19 protein-coding genes are annotated in these 16,037 nt (G+C 63.7%); 7 read left to right on the top strand and 12 right to left on the bottom strand.

Features of this window, described 5'->3' with window-relative positions; genetic code table 11:
* Positions 1-44: 44 nt before the first annotated feature.
* The 6 genes from alaS to rnd form a co-directional block, all read right to left on the bottom strand.
* On the bottom strand, positions 45-2,669 hold the full coding sequence (alaS, locus tag CL52_RS06630; RefSeq protein WP_043219227.1) for an alanine--tRNA ligase: 2,625 nt from the start codon (positions 2,667-2,669) through the stop codon (positions 45-47).
* Between the two features lie 248 nt (positions 2,670-2,917).
* Positions 2,918-4,135: a hypothetical protein gene (locus tag CL52_RS06625; protein ID WP_043219225.1), complete on the bottom strand. Its 1,218-nt coding sequence runs from the start codon at positions 4,133-4,135 to the stop codon at positions 2,918-2,920.
* Between the two features lie 55 nt (positions 4,136-4,190).
* Positions 4,191-4,640 (bottom strand): YcgN family cysteine cluster protein, encoded by a 450-nt coding sequence (locus CL52_RS06620; RefSeq protein WP_041106280.1) that lies wholly within the window; start codon positions 4,638-4,640, stop codon positions 4,191-4,193.
* A 100-nt stretch (positions 4,641-4,740) separates the two neighbouring features.
* Positions 4,741-5,136: a hypothetical protein gene (locus tag CL52_RS06615; RefSeq protein WP_041106282.1), complete on the bottom strand. Its 396-nt coding sequence runs from the start codon at positions 5,134-5,136 to the stop codon at positions 4,741-4,743.
* A gap of 87 nt (positions 5,137-5,223) precedes the next feature.
* Entirely contained in the window at positions 5,224-5,517 is a 294-nt protein-coding gene (locus tag CL52_RS06610; protein WP_041106284.1) for a YcgL domain-containing protein, read from the bottom strand.
* Positions 5,514-6,638: a ribonuclease D gene (rnd, locus tag CL52_RS06605; protein ID WP_043219224.1), complete on the bottom strand. Its 1,125-nt coding sequence runs from the start codon at positions 6,636-6,638 to the stop codon at positions 5,514-5,516. Before rnd ends, CL52_RS06610 begins: the two co-directional genes overlap by 4 nt.
* Positions 6,639-6,772: 134 nt before the next feature.
* On the opposite strand from rnd, the gene CL52_RS06600 reads away from it, so the two are divergent.
* Positions 6,773-7,615, top strand: a complete 843-nt coding sequence (locus CL52_RS06600; protein ID WP_043219223.1) for a sulfurtransferase — start codon at positions 6,773-6,775, stop codon at positions 7,613-7,615.
* 113 nt (positions 7,616-7,728) lie between these two features.
* On the opposite strand, the gene CL52_RS21425 is transcribed toward CL52_RS06600, so the two are convergent.
* On the bottom strand, positions 7,729-7,884 hold the full coding sequence (locus tag CL52_RS21425) for a hypothetical protein (RefSeq protein WP_235366432.1): 156 nt from the start codon (positions 7,882-7,884) through the stop codon (positions 7,729-7,731).
* Between CL52_RS21425 and CL52_RS06595 the strand changes: the two genes are divergently transcribed.
* On the top strand, positions 7,826-9,112 hold the full coding sequence (locus tag CL52_RS06595; RefSeq protein WP_235366411.1) for an OmpP1/FadL family transporter: 1,287 nt from the start codon (positions 7,826-7,828) through the stop codon (positions 9,110-9,112). The genes CL52_RS21425 and CL52_RS06595 overlap by 59 nt on opposite strands.
* 44 nt (positions 9,113-9,156) lie before the next feature.
* On the opposite strand, the gene CL52_RS06590 is transcribed toward CL52_RS06595, so the two are convergent.
* Positions 9,157-9,702, bottom strand: a complete 546-nt coding sequence (locus CL52_RS06590) for a glutathione peroxidase (protein WP_043219220.1) — start codon at positions 9,700-9,702, stop codon at positions 9,157-9,159.
* 148 nt (positions 9,703-9,850) lie between these two features.
* On the opposite strand from CL52_RS06590, the gene CL52_RS06585 reads away from it, so the two are divergent.
* From CL52_RS06585 to CL52_RS06565, 5 genes are all read left to right on the top strand, one after another.
* Entirely contained in the window at positions 9,851-10,663 is an 813-nt protein-coding gene (locus CL52_RS06585) for a TOBE domain-containing protein (RefSeq protein ID WP_043219219.1), read from the top strand.
* A gap of 12 nt (positions 10,664-10,675) precedes the next feature.
* Positions 10,676-11,419, top strand: coding sequence for a molybdate ABC transporter substrate-binding protein (gene modA, locus CL52_RS06580; protein ID WP_043219216.1), 744 nt, complete (start codon positions 10,676-10,678; stop codon positions 11,417-11,419).
* A 1-nt stretch (position 11,420) separates the two neighbouring features.
* The gene (gene modB / locus CL52_RS06575) at positions 11,421-12,104 is read left to right on the top strand and encodes a molybdate ABC transporter permease subunit (RefSeq protein WP_043219215.1); all 684 of its coding nucleotides are present in this window, start codon (positions 11,421-11,423) and stop codon (positions 12,102-12,104) included.
* Positions 12,101-13,195: a molybdenum ABC transporter ATP-binding protein gene (modC, locus tag CL52_RS06570; RefSeq protein ID WP_043219213.1), complete on the top strand. Its 1,095-nt coding sequence runs from the start codon at positions 12,101-12,103 to the stop codon at positions 13,193-13,195. The genes modB and modC overlap by 4 nt, the downstream gene beginning before the upstream one ends.
* A 159-nt stretch (positions 13,196-13,354) precedes the next feature.
* A complete protein-coding gene (locus CL52_RS06565) occupies positions 13,355-14,161 on the top strand; it encodes a metallophosphoesterase family protein (RefSeq protein ID WP_043219211.1) in 807 nt (268 codons plus the stop codon).
* Positions 14,162-14,169: 8 nt separating this feature from the next.
* Here the strand turns inward: CL52_RS06565 and CL52_RS06560 are convergent, their stop codons facing one another.
* The 4 genes from CL52_RS06560 to cydX all read right to left on the bottom strand — a co-directional run bounded on the left by CL52_RS06560 (position 14,170) and on the right by cydX (position 15,933).
* Positions 14,170-14,691 carry a C40 family peptidase gene (locus CL52_RS06560; protein WP_043219210.1) on the bottom strand — a complete coding sequence of 174 codons (522 nt, stop codon included), beginning with the start codon at positions 14,689-14,691 and terminating at the stop codon, positions 14,170-14,172.
* A 79-nt stretch (positions 14,692-14,770) separates the two neighbouring features.
* Positions 14,771-15,409 (bottom strand): C40 family peptidase, encoded by a 639-nt coding sequence (locus tag CL52_RS06555; protein WP_041106304.1) that lies wholly within the window; start codon positions 15,407-15,409, stop codon positions 14,771-14,773.
* A 115-nt stretch (positions 15,410-15,524) separates the two neighbouring features.
* Positions 15,525-15,827: a cyd operon YbgE family protein gene (locus tag CL52_RS06550; protein WP_043219208.1), complete on the bottom strand. Its 303-nt coding sequence runs from the start codon at positions 15,825-15,827 to the stop codon at positions 15,525-15,527.
* Positions 15,808-15,933: a cytochrome bd-I oxidase subunit CydX gene (gene cydX / locus CL52_RS20405; protein ID WP_041106309.1), complete on the bottom strand. Its 126-nt coding sequence runs from the start codon at positions 15,931-15,933 to the stop codon at positions 15,808-15,810. Before cydX ends, CL52_RS06550 begins: the two co-directional genes overlap by 20 nt.
* Positions 15,934-16,037 lie beyond the last annotated feature (104 nt).

Here is a 16,037-nt window from a genome sequence, read left to right as displayed (position 1 = left end):
CCCGCCGAGCGAATGGACGCTCGGCGGATACAGCAACACCTCTTTCAGAGTCCCTGCTCGACGAACTTCGCCGCCAGTGCCAGCGCGTCGTCGAGGGCGCCGACATCGGTGCCGCCGCCCTGAGCCATGTCAGGACGCCCACCGCCCTTGCCGCCCACTGCCGCCGCAGCCTGCTTCATCAGCTCGCCAGCCTTGAAGCGCGTGGTCAGATCCTGGGTGACGCCCGCCACCAGCACGACTTTATCTTCCTGCGCACCGCCCAATAGGATCACCGCACTACCGAGCTTGTTCTTCAGCTGATCGACCAGGGCCAGCAACGCCTTGCCATCGAGCCCGTCCAGCCGTGCTGCAAGCACCCGGACGCCCCCGACATCGATCGCCGAGCCAGCCAGATCATCACCCGCGGCGCTGGCAGCCTTCGCTTTGAGCTGCTCGAGCTCCTTTTCCAGCTGGCGATTGCGCTCCAATACACCGGCGAGCTTGTCGAGCAGGTTATCGCGACTGCCCTTGACCAGGCCGGCGGCCTCCCGAAGCTGCTCCTCAGCCTGGTTCAGGTAGGCCAGCGCCGCTGCCCCGGTCACCGCCTCGATGCGACGCACGCCCGCGGCAACACCGCCTTCGCTGATGATCTTGAACAGGCCGATATCGCCGGTACGCGCAACGTGCGTACCGCCGCAAAGCTCGACGGAGAACCCGCCGCCCATGGAAAGAACGCGGACAGTATCGCCGTACTTCTCGCCAAAGAGCGCCATCGCGCCTTTGGACTTGGCGGTATCGATGTCCGTTTCCTCGATCTCGACGGCGGTATTGCGGCGAATCTCAGCGTTGACCAGGTCCTCCAGCGCCTTGATCTGCTCGGGGCGAATGGCTTCGAAGTGACTGAAGTCGAAACGCAGGCGCTGGCTGTCGACAAGCGAACCCTTCTGGCTCACATGTTCGCCCAGCAACTTGCGCAGCGCGGCATGCAGCAGGTGGGTCGCCGAGTGGTTCAGCGCCGTCGACTGGCGTACGGAGTCATCCACCACCGCCTCGATCTGCGCGCCGACTTCCAGCGAACCACTGTCGAGAACGCCATGATGCAGAAACGCCGCGCCCGCCTTGGTGGTGTCACGAACATCGAAGCGCACCCCCTCGGCAGCAAGGTAGCCGCAATCGCCGACCTGGCCACCGGACTCGGCGTAGAACGGGGTGCGATCCAGCACCACGACGCCCTCCTCGCCCGCCGTCAGTTTCTGTACCGACATGCCTTCCTTGAACAACGCGACGACCTTGCCGGCATCACGCGTCGTTTGATAGCCGCGGAACTCGGTTTCACCTTCGATCTTGACCAGGCTGTTGTAATCCATGCCAAAGGCGCTGGCAGAACGAGCCCGCTCGCGCTGGGCCTCCATCTCACGTTCGAAGCCGGCTTCGTCCAATGTAAGGTTGCGCTCGCGAGCGATGTCATTGGTCAGGTCGACAGGGAAGCCGTAGGTATCGTACAGCTTGAACACCACAGCCCCCGGAATGACGCTACCCTCGAGCGAAGCGAGATCCTGCTCGAGGATTCGCAGCCCCTGTTCGAGCGTCTTGGCGAACTGCTCTTCTTCATTGCGCAGCACCCGCTCGATATGCGCCTGCTGCTGGCGCAACTCGGCAAATGCGTCGCCCATTTCCGCAACCAGTGCAGCCACGATCTTGTGGAAGAAGGCGCCCTTGGCGCCGAGCTTGTTGCCGTGGCGACACGCTCGACGAATGATCCGCCGCAGCACATAGCCACGCCCCTCGTTCGACGGAGTCACTCCATCGGCAATCAGAAAACCGCAGGAGCGAATGTGATCGGCAACCACCTTCAATGACGCCTGCCCCTCGTTGCGGCAGCCGATTGCATCAGCCGCGGCGTTCAGCAGGCTCTGGAACAGGTCGATCTCGTAGTTCGAGTTGACGTGCTGGAGTACTGCGCTAATGCGCTCGAGCCCCATGCCGGTATCGACGCTCGGTGCCGGCAATGGATGCAGCACACCATCTGCAGTGCGATTGAACTGCATGAACACGTTGTTCCAGATCTCGATGTAACGGTCGCCGTCTTCTTCAGGCGAGCCGGGCGGGCCGCCCCAGATGTGCTCGCCGTGGTCGAAGAAAATCTCGGTGCAGGGACCACAGGGGCCGGTGTCGCCCATCGCCCAGAAGTTGTCCGACGCATATGGGGCGCCCTTGTTGTCACCGATCCGCACCATGCGCTCGGCCGGCACGCCGACTTCCTTGGTCCAGATGTCGTAGGCCTCGTCATCGGTGGCATAGACGGTGACCCACAGCTTTTCCTTGGGCAGCTTCAGCCACTTGTCACTGGTGAGAAATTCCCAGGCATAGTGAATCGCGTCGCGCTTGAAGTAGTCGCCAAAGCTGAAGTTGCCGAGCATCTCGAAGAAGGTGTGATGGCGCGCGGTATAACCGACGTTCTCCAGGTCGTTGTGCTTGCCACCGGCACGCACGCACTTCTGGCTGGTGGTCGCGCGGGTGTAGGCGCGCTTCTCCAGGCCGAGGAAGCAGTCCTTGAACTGGTTCATGCCGGCATTGGTGAACAGCAGGGTCGGATCGTTCGCCGGAATCAGCGAGCTGGAGGCGACGCGGGTATGGCCCTTCTCTTCGAAGAAGCGGAGGAAGGCTTCACGGATTTCTGCGCTTTTCATAATTTCTTCCAGAAGACGGCGGCCGAACGGCTGCAAAACGCCACGAGGTGGCGGCACCGCCGAGCGATTCACAACTACCCCGAGCAGGTAGTCGGCAAAGGGCCCCATTATATCGGGCCTGCGCGCCGGGTATAGGGGATCGGCGCAAGAGAATCAAGCGATTCGACAAGGCCTGACAGGGACAGAACGCACCGTTTGTGCGGAGCGAGGCCGGCAACCACTACCCTGCCCCTCCCCGCATCGGGCTGTCAGCGCAGCAAGTCCATGTCGAGTGTCTTCGCCGCGCCGCCGAGCATGGTTTCGGTAATGTCGATGAAGTCGTTCGTGGTGACCTTGTCCAACCGCATCAGCCCGCGGCTCACGTCGTCAAGCGAATGCCGCCCTTTGCTGCGCTGACGAATCTCGCGATCCAGATCCTGCAGCATCAGCACGGCACGCGCCGTGACCGGCCCGGTCGAGTGCTCGGTGCGCAGACTGCTGACGCCTCGGCTCCATTTGGCCAGATGTTCGCGCACGATCCGATAGCGATCCTCACTGAGCCCACCAGCGCGCCGCACCAACTCGATCGCGTAGTACTCGGCGAGCCCTTCGCTGATCCAGTCGCTGCGATCGGCATCACTGATGCGACTGAAGACGTGCACCAACTCATGCACCAGCGAGCTGGTGCCGTTCTCGCTTACCAGTGGTCGATCGGCATGCATGTAGAGCGAGTTGGGCCCGGACAGACCGCCGCGCCACATCGGATCGCCTGCGCCGACGATGAGCAGCTTGGCGGGGTCGCGCGGGAAGACATTCTGCAACTCCGGCCAGACGAAGGTCAGCATCGTCAGGATGTCCATGCGTCGCACGCCCTCCCCTACCGGCGCTGCCACAGTGACATCGGTCTCGCCTAGCCGGGCGCGACGTGTGCCCAGCTTGCCTGCGAGAATCCAGCCGGTCGGACGATCAAAAATGCGTTCGGGGTTATCGATGCGGAAGCGGTTCTTGCCGATGCGCTTCCAGCCGGTTTCGACGCTTTTCCACCCTTCGGGGAGTTCGAACTGCAGGCGCGCCACCAGCTCGGTGCCATCGACTTCGTCCAGGTGCGCCGACGGCACCAGATCATCGCCACGAAACAGCGCCCAGCTATCGGTCATGCGCGCATCGAAACGGCCATTCTCGCGCTGATGACTGAGGCGAACGCGATACCTGAGCTGCGCCTTGCCGTTCGCTGGCTTCCAGACACCGCGGCCGGCCTGCTCCTGAATCCACTCCCCATCCGCCTCGAAATCGCTGTAACGCCCTTCATCACCGAGGTTCAGATCGAGGCTGCGTATCACTTCGCCCCGTTCCAGAGTCAACCGGACTTCCGCCTGGTCGTCCTGCGGCATAAGCCGTACCTGATAGTCGAGATCGACACGCTGGGCCGCCTGGGCGGAGACGACACACAGCAGCAGTGAAAACAGCGTCAGCAGACGGGCGCGCATTCGGGTATGACTCCTGGGAGTGGATTCAGCTATGACGCTAGCGAGGGATACGGATTCACCCTGCGCGGAAAATCAGATGCGCCTCCCACTCCTGCTCAGGCACGCTGCCCTCGGCGAGCATGCGACCGGCCTGGGAGATGCGCTCGGCATGCACCTGCTCGCGGTCGCCGCAGACCAAGTAATGCCAAAGAGGGAGATCCTTTCCTTCACCTACCAGCCGATAGGCGCAGGTGGGCGGCAGCCATTTGAACTCAGCCGCATCGCGCACGCTGAGTTCGATGCAGTCCGGAACGCTGGCACGTCGATTGGAATAATCGGTACAGCGGCAGCTCTGAAGGTCGAGCAGGCGACAGGCGATGCGGGTGTAGTAGACGCTGCCGTCTTCCTCATCCTCCAGCTTCTGCAAGCAACACAAGCCACAGCCATCGCAAAGCGATTCCCACTCTTCTTTGTCGAGCTGGGCCAGCGTCTTGCGCTTCCAGAAAGGTTCGACCTTTGCCGCCATGCTTAGTCACCGCTATTGCAAAGAGGCAAGTCTAGCGACTGGCCATGGCACGGCCAAGCGTGACCCTGCCATGGTCAGTGTGCGGTGACCTTGCGTCACGCTACTGCTTGTCGAGCATCTGCCGATGACTGCGCATCTGCTCGAGCAGCTGTTCCATGCGCTGAATGCGCATGTCGAGCACTTCCTTGGTCGGTGCGCCGCCGAACGCACCCGGGCCCATGCCCGCGCCGCCCTGCATCCCCATGCCTCCGGCGCCGGGGCCACCCAGCGGGCAGCCGCCCATCATTCCCGCGCCGGACTGCATGCTCCGCCAGTGCTGTTCGCGCAACTTCATGCGCTCTTCAGGCGTCTTGGCCTGGCGCCACGCCTGGCGATATTCCTGCATCTGCTGCCAGTGCTTCTGCCAAGCGGAATCATCGGTTGCGGCATCCTGCGCCGAGGCCCCTACCGCCGCGCCCAGCATCAGCGCACCCAGCAAAATCGAACGGACGTCCATCGTGCTTCTCCTCGAGTGTTCCAACCCAGAGCAAGCATAGCCTTGGTCTGCCAGCCGGCCTTGCGTGAGAACAATTTCACGAGCGATTCAGACGGGATCGTTCATCCGCAGCAACTCGTCGGGCAGATGCTCGATGTATTCCTCCTCCGGTGGCGGCATCTGCAGGTGGTAGCCCTGCTCACGCACATTCGCCAGCACCTTGTCGACGTCCTCGCGGGCCAGCTTTCGCTCAGGGCTCAGGACCAGATCGAACGCCAGCTGCGGCGGGCCGAAAGCAGCCAGCAGAGCCTCGGGGACGCGTTTGAGCGCATCCTTCTTTTCCACGTAGAGATACATCTCGCGCTTGCGCGGACTCTTGTACACCGAGCAGATCAATTTCATTGCTTATGTTCCATAACGTCGAGCAGAGCCTGCCCCATGAGCTCGCGCCGCCATCCGCGCAACGAGTCGGGCAGGCGATAGGGACCCTGTGGATAGCCGCTCTTTATGAGCGCCTCGAGGGATTTCTTGCGCAGCATCAGCTCGGGCGCAATGTCCAGACGCTCAGCCTCTCGCTGGCCTACCGCACGCAGTTTTTTCAGCAGGCCGCCGGCCTCCAACGGCAATGGCTCAGGCAGCGGTGCCGGCCAGGTCGCCGCGTCTGACGCGGCAGCCTCGCCGATCAGCGCGAGAATCGTCTCGCCATCCTGGCGCACGGTGCGTGGATGCATATCCTCGATCCGTGCCAGCGCAACCAGATCCTTCGGCTGGGTGCGCGCCAGCGGCCAAAGGCTCGCCTCACGCAGGATACGGTTGCGCGGCTGGTTGCGCGTTCGCGCCTCGCTTTCACGCCAGGCGGTCAAGGCGCGCAGGACCGCGAGCTGCTGCGGCTTGAGCCGCCAGGCCTGCTTGACCTCACGATAGGCCTCCAGCGGATCGCTATGACGACGCAGGTTGGCGACCAGCTCTTCGCCATCCTCGAGTATCCAGGCACGCTTGCTCGAATCCAGCCTGGGCAGCAGCGCCAGGTAGAGTTCAGCCAGGTGCTGGGCGTCTTCGGCGGCGTAGCGCACCTGCATTTCGCTAAGAGGGCGTTGCAGCCAGTCCGAGCGCGTCTCCCCCTTCGGCAGCTCGATACCGAGCACCGCCTGCACCAGCCGCGAATAGCCCATCGAAAAACCGATGTTGAGGTAGCCGGCCGCCAGCTGCGTATCAAACAGTGGCGAAGGCAGGCTGCCGGTCAGCCGCAGCAAGACCTCCAGATCCTCGCTGCAGGCATGCAGCACCTTGGTCACGCGCTCGTCCTCGAGCAGCCCGCAGAACGCGGACCAGTCGCTGATCCGCAATGGATCGATGAGATAGGCGCAGCAGCCATCACCCACCTGAATCAGGCCGGCGATGGGATAAAAGGTGTCGACACGCATGAATTCGGTGTCCAGTGCGACGAACGGCAGCTGCCGCCAGGCATCGCACAGACGGGTCAGATGCTCATCATCCAGCACCCATTGGGTTTCGATGGCCACTCGGCCTCCTTGTTTCGGCGGACGACCGCCGCACGGCCGAACGAGGCCGGCAGTATATCGCCAGTTACCGGCATCAGGCGTTTCTGCCTCATCGGAGGCCTGCTAGTGTTTCCGCTCTTGCCGAGGAGCTCCCTATGTCGCTTGCACGCCTGATCACCGCCCAGCAACTGGCCGGCAGCCTGCCGCAGAGCCTGCTGATCGATTGCCGCTTTGCCCTTGAAGACCCCAGCCATGGCCAGCGCAGCTATCTCGAAGGCCATCTGCCAGGCGCGCGCTTCCTGGATCTGGAGCGCGATCTCTCCGGCCCGGTGGAGCCCGGCGTGACCGGGCGCCATCCGCTGCCGGAGCCGCAGCGGCTGATACGCCGATTGCGTGAAATCGGCGTCGACAACGACAGCCGCATCGTGCTCTACGACGACGGCCCCGGCGCCTTTGCCGCACGCGCCTGGTGGCTGCTGGCCTGGCTCGGCAAGCGCAACGATGTCTATCTGCTCGATGGAGGGCTTGCCGCCTGGCGACAGGCTGGTCTGCCACTGGAGGCTCATGAGTGCTCCGCAGAATGCGGAACGTTCACCGGCCAGCCGGACCCGCAGATGCTGATCGAAGCCACAGAACTGGCGCGACAGCTAGCGGATTTCCAGCTGCTCGACGCCCGAGCACAGCCGCGATTCCGTGGCGATGTCGAGCCCCTGGACCCGGTGGCAGGCCACATTCCGGGCGCCATCTGCGCACCGTTCAGCGAGAATCTCGGCGGCGACGGGCGCTTCCTCGCCCCAGACCAACTGCGTCAGCGCTTTCTATCGATCAGCGACGGCGACGCTCGGCCCCTCGTTGCCTATTGCGGATCGGGCGTAACGGCTTGCCACAATCTGTTCGCCATGTCCCTGGCAGGGCTTGGCCTGCCGCGCCTGTATGCCGGCTCATGGAGCGAGTGGATCACAGACCCCGCACGACCGGTAGCACGCGGCGATTCCTGACCAATCGGTCACCAAGAGGATTGACGGTTTCACAATCACCTTGACTTTTGCAGGTATTTACGACCGATCGTCGCCGTATTTACGAAAAATTGCACTCTTTCGTTTGCTGCTGCTCAGACAAAGTTGGTAGGTTCCGAGCCGCTTTTACCTGAGGAGTACACAATGAAAACAAGATGGTTGAAAACCGCTCTCGCAGTGGCCGTAAGTGCAATGTCCACCCAGCTGATGGCTTCCGGCTTCGCGCTCAACGAGCAGAGCATCAGTGGCATGGGCACCTCCTTCGCCGGCCGCTCCTCGTCTGCCGATGACGCTACCACCTTGTTCGGCAACCCGGCGGGCATGGCTCGCCTCAAGCGTGAGGAAGTCAGCTTCGGCATGGCGGCGATTCATGCCAAGACGGATATCGACGATGCCTCCGGCAGCTTTTTCAACGGCCTCGGTCCGGCCGCTGGCCCCACGAGCGGCAGTAACGATGGCGACATGGTGCCGACGACCGCCGTCCCGATGGGCTACTACGTCAAGCCGATCGATGACAAGTGGGCGCTGGGCGTCGGCGTCTACGTGCCGTTCGGCCTGATCACCGACTATGAGGGTGGCTTCCAGGGTCGTTATTTCGGCGACTACAGCGAGGTCCGGGTAATCACCGTCCAGCCAACGGTGAGCTACCGCTTCAACGAGAAACTGTCGATCGGCTTTGGCCCGACCATCAACCGTATCGACGGTCAACTGGAAAGCGCAGTGCCGGGTATCGCCGGCCCGAATGACAGCCGGGTAAAAATCGAGGGCGACGATACCGCGCTTGGCTTCAACGCCGGCTTGCTCTACGAATTCACTCCGCACACGCGCGCCGGTATCACCTATCACTCGAGCGTGGACTACAAGCTCGAAGGCGACACCAAAGTGTCGGGCAGCGATCCGGTGCTGGGCAACGGCATCCCGGGTTTGAGCATTAACGCTTACGGCGAATACGATGCGTCCCTGGACCTCGAAACCCCCGAATCCGTGGACGTCTCCATCACGCACGAGCTGAACGCCAACTGGACGCTCTATGCTGGCGCCATGTGGACGCGCTGGAGCCGGCTCGAAGAGATCACCGTGGAGAACGAAGGCGTGGGCGCGGCCGCGGCCGGCCAATTCGGCACCATCACCGAGGAGCAGGATTGGCATGACACCTGGTCCTACGCCTTGGGCGCCGCCTACAAGCTGAATCCGCAATGGACGCTGCGTACCGGCCTTGCCTTCGATCAGAGCCCGGCGAATAACACCCATCGCTCTCCGCGAATCCCCACTGGCGACCGTACGGCAGTCAGCGTGGGTCTCGGCTGGAGTCCGACAGAAGACATCACCGTGGACCTGGCCTACTCCTACCTGATGGAAGAAGAAGTCAGCATCGACCAAAGCAAAACCTATGCAGGTGGTGCTGTCGGCCAGAGCTACAGCTCGAAGTACGAGAACAGCGCTCACGGCTTCGGCGCTGCCTTGAGTTACCGCTTCTGATGCAATCAACCCCGGCTTCGGCCGGGGTTTTGCTTTCAAGACGACTATTTGCCCAGCGCTTTCTCGACGGCGGCGAGCAACTCCGGGTCGTCAGGCGTGACCTTGCTCGAGAACGACGCCACCACCCGCCCCTCGCGGTCCACCACGTATTTGTAGAAATTCCAGCGCGGCGCGCGCCCGGCCTGTTCGGCCAGCTCGCGGAACAACGGGGTCGCATCATCGCCACGCACCGGTTGCTCGGCTGTCATGGTGAAGGTGACGCCATAATTGACGTAGCAGACCTTCGCCGTTTCGGCGGCGTCATCATCCTCCTGAAAAAAGTCATCGGACGGTACGCCGACGACCTCCAGCCCCTGCTCCCGGTAACGCTGATAAAGCGCCTCCAATCCCTTGAACTGGGGAGTAAAGCCGCAGTGGCTCGCAGTATTGACGACGAGCAAAGCCTTGCCGGCAAAGCGCTCGCAGAAATTGACCTGCCCCTTGGAGCGCAACTCGGGTAACTCATGTTGCAGCAGTGCCGGGCATTCGCCCGCCTGTACGGCACCCGCCGCCAGAGCCAGACAGGCGCCAAACCAGAATCGATGTCTCATAGCCATGCCTCCGAACGGTCTGCTCACAAGCTAGCGTCGGTTGCGGGCTGCCGCAAACCCTCCGCCACCAAGCCAACCGAAATTCGGCTGCGCTATATACAGACGAATATAACGAGGCCAGAATGCGCCCAATCCGATGGAGCACCGCATGGCCAGCAAACGCCTCCCTCCCGCACTGCAGATCGATGGCGAACTGCGCTTCAACCGCAGCGACAAAGGCTATCTGAGCGGCAAGCGAATCGACCTGCTGGAACAGATCGAAGCGACCGGTTCGATCAGCCGCGCCGCCAAGGCAGCCGGCATCAGCTACAAGGCCGCCTGGGATGCCGTGGATGCGATGAACAATCTGTCCGAACGGCCGCTGGTGGTGCGCTCGACCGGCGGTGCCGGCGGCGGTGGAACCCGGCTAACCGAGTTCGGCCGGCAAATGCTGCACGTGTGGCGACGCATGCAGCGCGAATACGAACGGTTCCTCGAGCAGGTCGCACTGGGCATCGAGGACTTTGACGATATCGATCGACTGCTCAAGGCCATTGCCATGAAAACCAGCGCCCGCAACCAGTTACGCGGCACCGTCAGCAGCCTCGAGAAAGGCGCCGTCAACGGCAGCGTGACACTGGATATCGGAGCCGGACAAACGATCACCGCCACCCTGACGAACGACAGCATCGACGAACTGCAGCTTGGCATTGGCAGCCCGGCGATCGCCCTGATCAAGGCAAGTTTCGTGCTGCTCTCACCCGACCCGCAGATCCGCATCAGCGCGCGCAATCGCCTGCACGGCACCATCACCACGTTGCGGCCAGGCGCGGTCAATTGCGAAGTCAAGCTCAGCCTCCCCGGCAATCGCACGCTTGGCGCGGTGATTACCAACGAGTCCGCCGAAGAGCTGCAACTGACCGTCGGGCAGCCCTGCACCGCCTTGATCAAGGCCTCGCAGGTCATTCTCGCCACCGATTGAAAGGAGTCGCCCATGTCCCTTCGCCACGTCCTTGCCGCATTCTTGCTGGCCGCGCTTCCAGCGCTCGCCTGCCAGGCCGACGAGGTTCAGGTTGCCGTCGCCTCGAATTTCGCCGCGCCGATGCGCGAACTGTCGGCGCTGTTCGAGCAGGCCAGCGGCCATCAGGCGCGCCTTGCGTTCGGCGCAACCGGCAAGTTCTACGCGCAGATTCGCAATGGCGCGCCCTTCGACGTGCTGCTGGCTGCCGACGACAAGGTCTCGGCACGCCTGGCGCAGGAAGGCGACGCCGTTGAGAGCAGCCGCTTCACCTATGCCATTGGCCGCCTGGTGCTCTGGTCGCCAAGCCGTAAGGCCCTCGACGAAAACGCTCTGAAGACCGGGGACTTCCGCCATCTGGCCGTCGCCAATCCGAAGACCGCACCCTACGGTGTCGCGGCGATGGACACCCTCGAGCATCTTGGCCTCGCCGAGCCACTGCGGGCACGCCTGGTCCAGGGCGAGAACATCGCGCAGACGCATCAGTTCGTGGCAAGCGGCAACGCCGAGCTCGGCTTCGTCGCCTTGTCGCAGGTCATTCGGAACGGCGAACCCGATGGCGGCTGGCTGGTGCCAGGCAATTACCATCGGCCGATTCGCCAGGACGCCGTTCTGCTCGAACGCGGCGCCGGCAATCCCGCCGCTGTCGCCCTGCTGGCCTTTCTTCGCGAACCGGCAGCCCGCGAGGTGATCGAGCGCTACGGCTATCGGGTTCCCTGACATGCCGCAACTGGACGACGCGGCACTGGCTGCGATCTGGCTCACGCTTAGGCTGGCCGGCCTGACGACCCTGCTCTTGCTGCTGCTCGGCACACCGCTGGCGTGGTGGCTGGCGCGCACGCGTTCACCACTGAAGGGGCCGATCGGCGCCGTGGTGGCCCTTCCCCTGGTGTTACCGCCGACCGTGCTCGGCTTCTACCTGCTCGTCGTGCTCGGCCCGCAAGGCGCCATCGGTCAGCTGACCCAGGCGCTCGGCCTCGGCACACTGCCTTTCACCTTTTCCGGCCTGGTGGTGGGTTCGGTCTTGTACTCGATGCCGTTCGTGGTCCAGCCACTGCAGAATGCGTTCCAGGCAATTGGCGAACAGCCCCTGGAGGCTGCCGCTACGCTGCGCGCCAGCCCCTGGGACCGGTTCTTCAGCGTGGTACTGCCGCTGGCCCGCCCCGGTTTCGTGAGTGCAAGCATTCTCGGCTTCGCCCACACGGTCGGCGAGTTCGGTGTCGTGCTGATGCTGGGCGGCAACATCCCGCAGCAGACCCGGGTGGTTTCGGTGCAGATCTACGACCACGTCGAAGCGATGGAGTATGCCCAAGCGCACTGGCTGGCCGGCGGCATGCTGTTGTTTTCCTTCGCCGTGCTGCTGTTTCTCTACAGCGGACGCGACCGCGCGGGGTGGCAGGGATGAGCCCGGACGACTGCCGAGGCATTCAGGCACGCTTTCGCCTCAGCTACTCCGGCTTTTCGCTGGACGTGGACCTCGCGCTTCCAGGTAGCGGCATTACCGCGCTGTTCGGCCCGTCCGGCTCTGGCAAAACGACCTGCCTGCGCTGCGTCGCCGGGCTGGAGCAGGCGGCGTATGGCCAGCTGTCGGTCAACGGCGAGTGCTGGCAGGACACCGAACGCGGCTGGTTCACCCCCACGCATCGCCGCGCCATCGGCTATGTCTTCCAGGACGCCAATCTGTTCTCGCATCTGTCGGTGCGCCGCAACCTGGAATACGGCATGCGCCGCGTCGCTGCGTCTTCCCGGCGCATCGCCTGGGAGCAGGCCATCGACCTCCTGGGAATCGAGCACCTGCTGCAACGCATGCCCGCCCGCCTCTCCGGCGGCGAGCGCCAGCGCGTCGGGATTGCCCGCGCCCTGCTCACCAGTCCACGTCTGCTGCTGATGGACGAACCACTGGCCGCCCTGGACCTGCCGCGACGTCGTGAAATCCTGCCGTATCTCGAGCGCCTGCATGGCGAGCTTGCCATTCCGATCCTCTACGTCAGCCACTCGCCGGATGAGGTCGCGCAGCTCGCCGATCACCTGGTACTGCTCGAACAGGGCCGCGTCGTCGCCCAGGGCGAGCTGCAGGCAACCCTGGCGCGCCTGGATCTGCCGATCGCCCTGCAGGAAGACGCCGGCGTGGTGGTCGAGTCGCAAGTCGCCGGTCACGACGACCATTACCACCTCACCCGCCTGGCCTTTGCAGGTGGCGAGGTGCTCGTCGCTCGACGCCACGAGCCTCCCGGCAGCCGGTTGCGCTTCCGCGTGCATGCGCGGGATGTCAGCCTTGCGCTGGAACGCGCCGCGGGCACCAGCATCACCAACCTGCTGCCCGCGCGCGTGGTAGCGATTGCCGCGGCCGATTCGCCAGCACACGTACTGGTCCGCCTGGAAGCAGGCGGAACGCCGCTGCTTGCCCGTATCACCAGGCGTTCGCTCGATCAGCTGCGGATCGCGCCAGGGCTGTCGCTCTGGGCCCAGATCAAGACCGTCGCCCTGCTGGCTTGATCGCTCCGGCAACCTGCGCTTGCATCTGGTGCGCCGATGCCGGGAACATCGAATCGACCGGCGGCTTCGAATACAGGGCAGCGCCCGCTGAGGGTTGCCATCGGGCCCCTACAGCAATCATTCGAAGACCGCCAGCAGACCCAAGGAACAGTCCGGCCGATGACCAGCATCCTGCAGATTTCCGACGCTCACTTCGGCACCGAACAGCCGCATGTCGTCGAGGCGCTCGAACGGCACGTGCGCGAGCATGCGGTCGACCTGTTGGTGTTTTCCGGCGACATCACCCAGCGCGCCCGTCGCAGCCAGTTCGCTGCCGCCGAGGCCTTTGTCCGCCGTCTCGAAGGCTATGGCGTGCCGCGCACGTTGGTCATACCCGGCAACCACGATATCCCGCTGTACAACCTGTTCGCTCGCTTTCTGACGCCGTATCGCAACTATCGCCGGCACTTCGGCAATGAGCTCGAGCCGGTGTTCGAAAATGACGACGCCCTGGTGATCGGGCTCAATACCACCCACCCAAGGCGCCACAAGGATGGCGCGATCACCGCCGCGCAGCGAGCCGCAGTGACCCGCCGTCTGCAGGCGACCTCTGCCAAGAAGCTGCGCATCGTCGTCGCCCACCAGCCCTTCGGCGCCATGCTGCCGAGCGACCTGCGCAACCTGCAGCATGGCGCAGCAGATGCGCTGCAGGGCTGGGCCGACTGTGGTCTGGATCTGGTGATGGGCGGGCACATTCATCTGCCCTACGTGCTGCCCCTGTCCAAGCAGTATCCCGCGCTGTCTCGGGAGATCTGGATGGTTCAGGCCGGGACGACGCTATCCTCGCGCCTGCGCGGCACCTCGCCCAACTCGTTCAACCGGCTGAAGCTGCATCCCGGCGAGGCCAAGAAAGTCTGCGTGGAGCGCTGGGACATGCTCGACGATCACTTCGTCCTCGGCTCGCACTTCAATCTGGGCTGGCCATAGCCGCGACCTCAAGGGTTGCGTGCCAGCGCGGGGTTGCCGAGCACGCGCTTGGCGCCAAGATAAGTCTTGTTCCAGTAGCGGTTGCCCAGGCTGTCGAGGCGAACGGTGCCGCCACTGGACGGCGCATGCACGAAACGGCCTTCGCCGACGTAGATTCCGGCATGGCTGACGCGGCGCCCGCCACTGGTGGCGAAGAACACCAGATCGCCGGCCTGCAGCGCCTCACGCCGCACATTCGCGCCCTGGGCCTGACTCATCTGCTGCGTCGTTCGCGGCAGAGCGAGGCCGGCGGCATCGCGATAGACGTAGCCGATCAGCCCGCTGCAATCGAACCCGCTGTCCGGCGTGTTGCCGCCATAACGATAAGGCGTACCGACGAGCCCCAGCGCACGAAACAGTACGTCGTTGGCAGCGGTAGCGGAAACGGGTTCAGGCGGTACGCCGCTGGGCTCGAGGACAGGGCTGCGACCGGCGCAGGCGGTCAGCAGCGCGGCCAGAAGAATGATCGTGAGGCGAGCCGGAAGAGGCATGGCAGAGCGATCCTGGCAAATGAGCCATCACTCTGCCGGCACCGCTGGATCGGTGCAACCCCATGCAAGGGAAATTGGCTCAGCGGTGAACGGTAGCGCTCGGCAGATCAGGCGCCAGTGCGAGCACGCGCTTGGCTTCCAGGTAACTGCTGCGCCAATACTTGTCGTCCAGGCTGTCTACCCGTACGCCGCCACTGCGACGACTGGCGGAATGAATGAAGCGATCGTCACCGATATAGATACCGGCGTGGCTGACGCGCCCCCGGCCGCGATTGTTGAAGAACACCACGTCGCCAGGTTCGAGCTCGTCGCGCTTGACCAAGGGCGCGTCGAGATTGATCAGTTCGCGCGTGGAGCGCGGCAGTTCGAGGCCCGCTTCCTTGCGAAAAACGAAGTTGACGAAGCCGCTGCAGTCGAAACCGGTCTTGGCCGACGTGCCACCGTAACGGTAGGGCGTGCCCATCAATGAAAAGCCAAGCTCGATCACGCTGTCGGCCAGCTGCGGCAACTGATAGCCACCGTCGGCATGCAGTTCGCCAGGCGAAGCCTGTTCGGCATGCACCGGGGCGAAGATGGCGTCGAAGTCGATTTCGGTGCTGGCAGAGCCACGCGCCGAAACGCTGGGCTGCGCGGGTTCGGGCTGAAGCTGCTGGCCGGCGCAGGCCGACAGCAGTGCGATGAGTGCGAAAGGCACGAGGGGTGCGAAGCGTGAGCGCATGGGCACGACCGTGTCTGGAAATTGGAATCGCGCGACTATGCCGCCTATCGGGGCGATAAGCAAATTTCATTGGTCCAATTGTGACGAATGAACTGCGACAAATCGTCTAGCGCCGCTACCCCAGCAGCGCTCGAGCCAGAATCCAATAGCCCAGCGCGCACAGGCCCCAGGCCGGCAGCGGCCCGAGGCCCCAACGCACCGGGCGATTGGTCGGAACGAACCCGACGCCATGAACGAAGCCCGCCGAGATGCCCCACATCACCAGCAGCAGTTGCGGATGGCTATAGCCATCCTGGCCATCGAGCATCGCGGCCGGATGGATCAGCAGCAACAGCGCCAGCGGGCTGGCCAGCAGCAAGGACAGCGTACGCGCGGCCGGCCGGTACACGAATGCTGACTCAGCGTCGGGCGTGTTCATCATTCGCCGGCGCATCGAGGTCCTGGGTTGCCTCCAGCCAGAGCGCGTTGATGATGCCGAAGCTGCAGGCCAGCAACACGCCAAGAATCCAGGTGAAGTACCACATCGTTCATTCTCCTTGGCCCGGATGGGCACCGATGAAGCAGGCAGCGCCGTACAAGCCGGAAATTCTGCGCGAGGGCAGCCGTTGCCCACCCGCTTGAATTAAGG

Source organism: Stutzerimonas balearica DSM 6083, from assembly GCF_000818015.1.
Taxonomy (GTDB): Bacteria; Pseudomonadota; Gammaproteobacteria; order Pseudomonadales; family Pseudomonadaceae; genus Stutzerimonas; species Stutzerimonas balearica.
The sequence above is the reverse complement of the archived record's forward strand: the minus strand, read 5'-3'. Positions and strand labels throughout refer to the sequence as shown.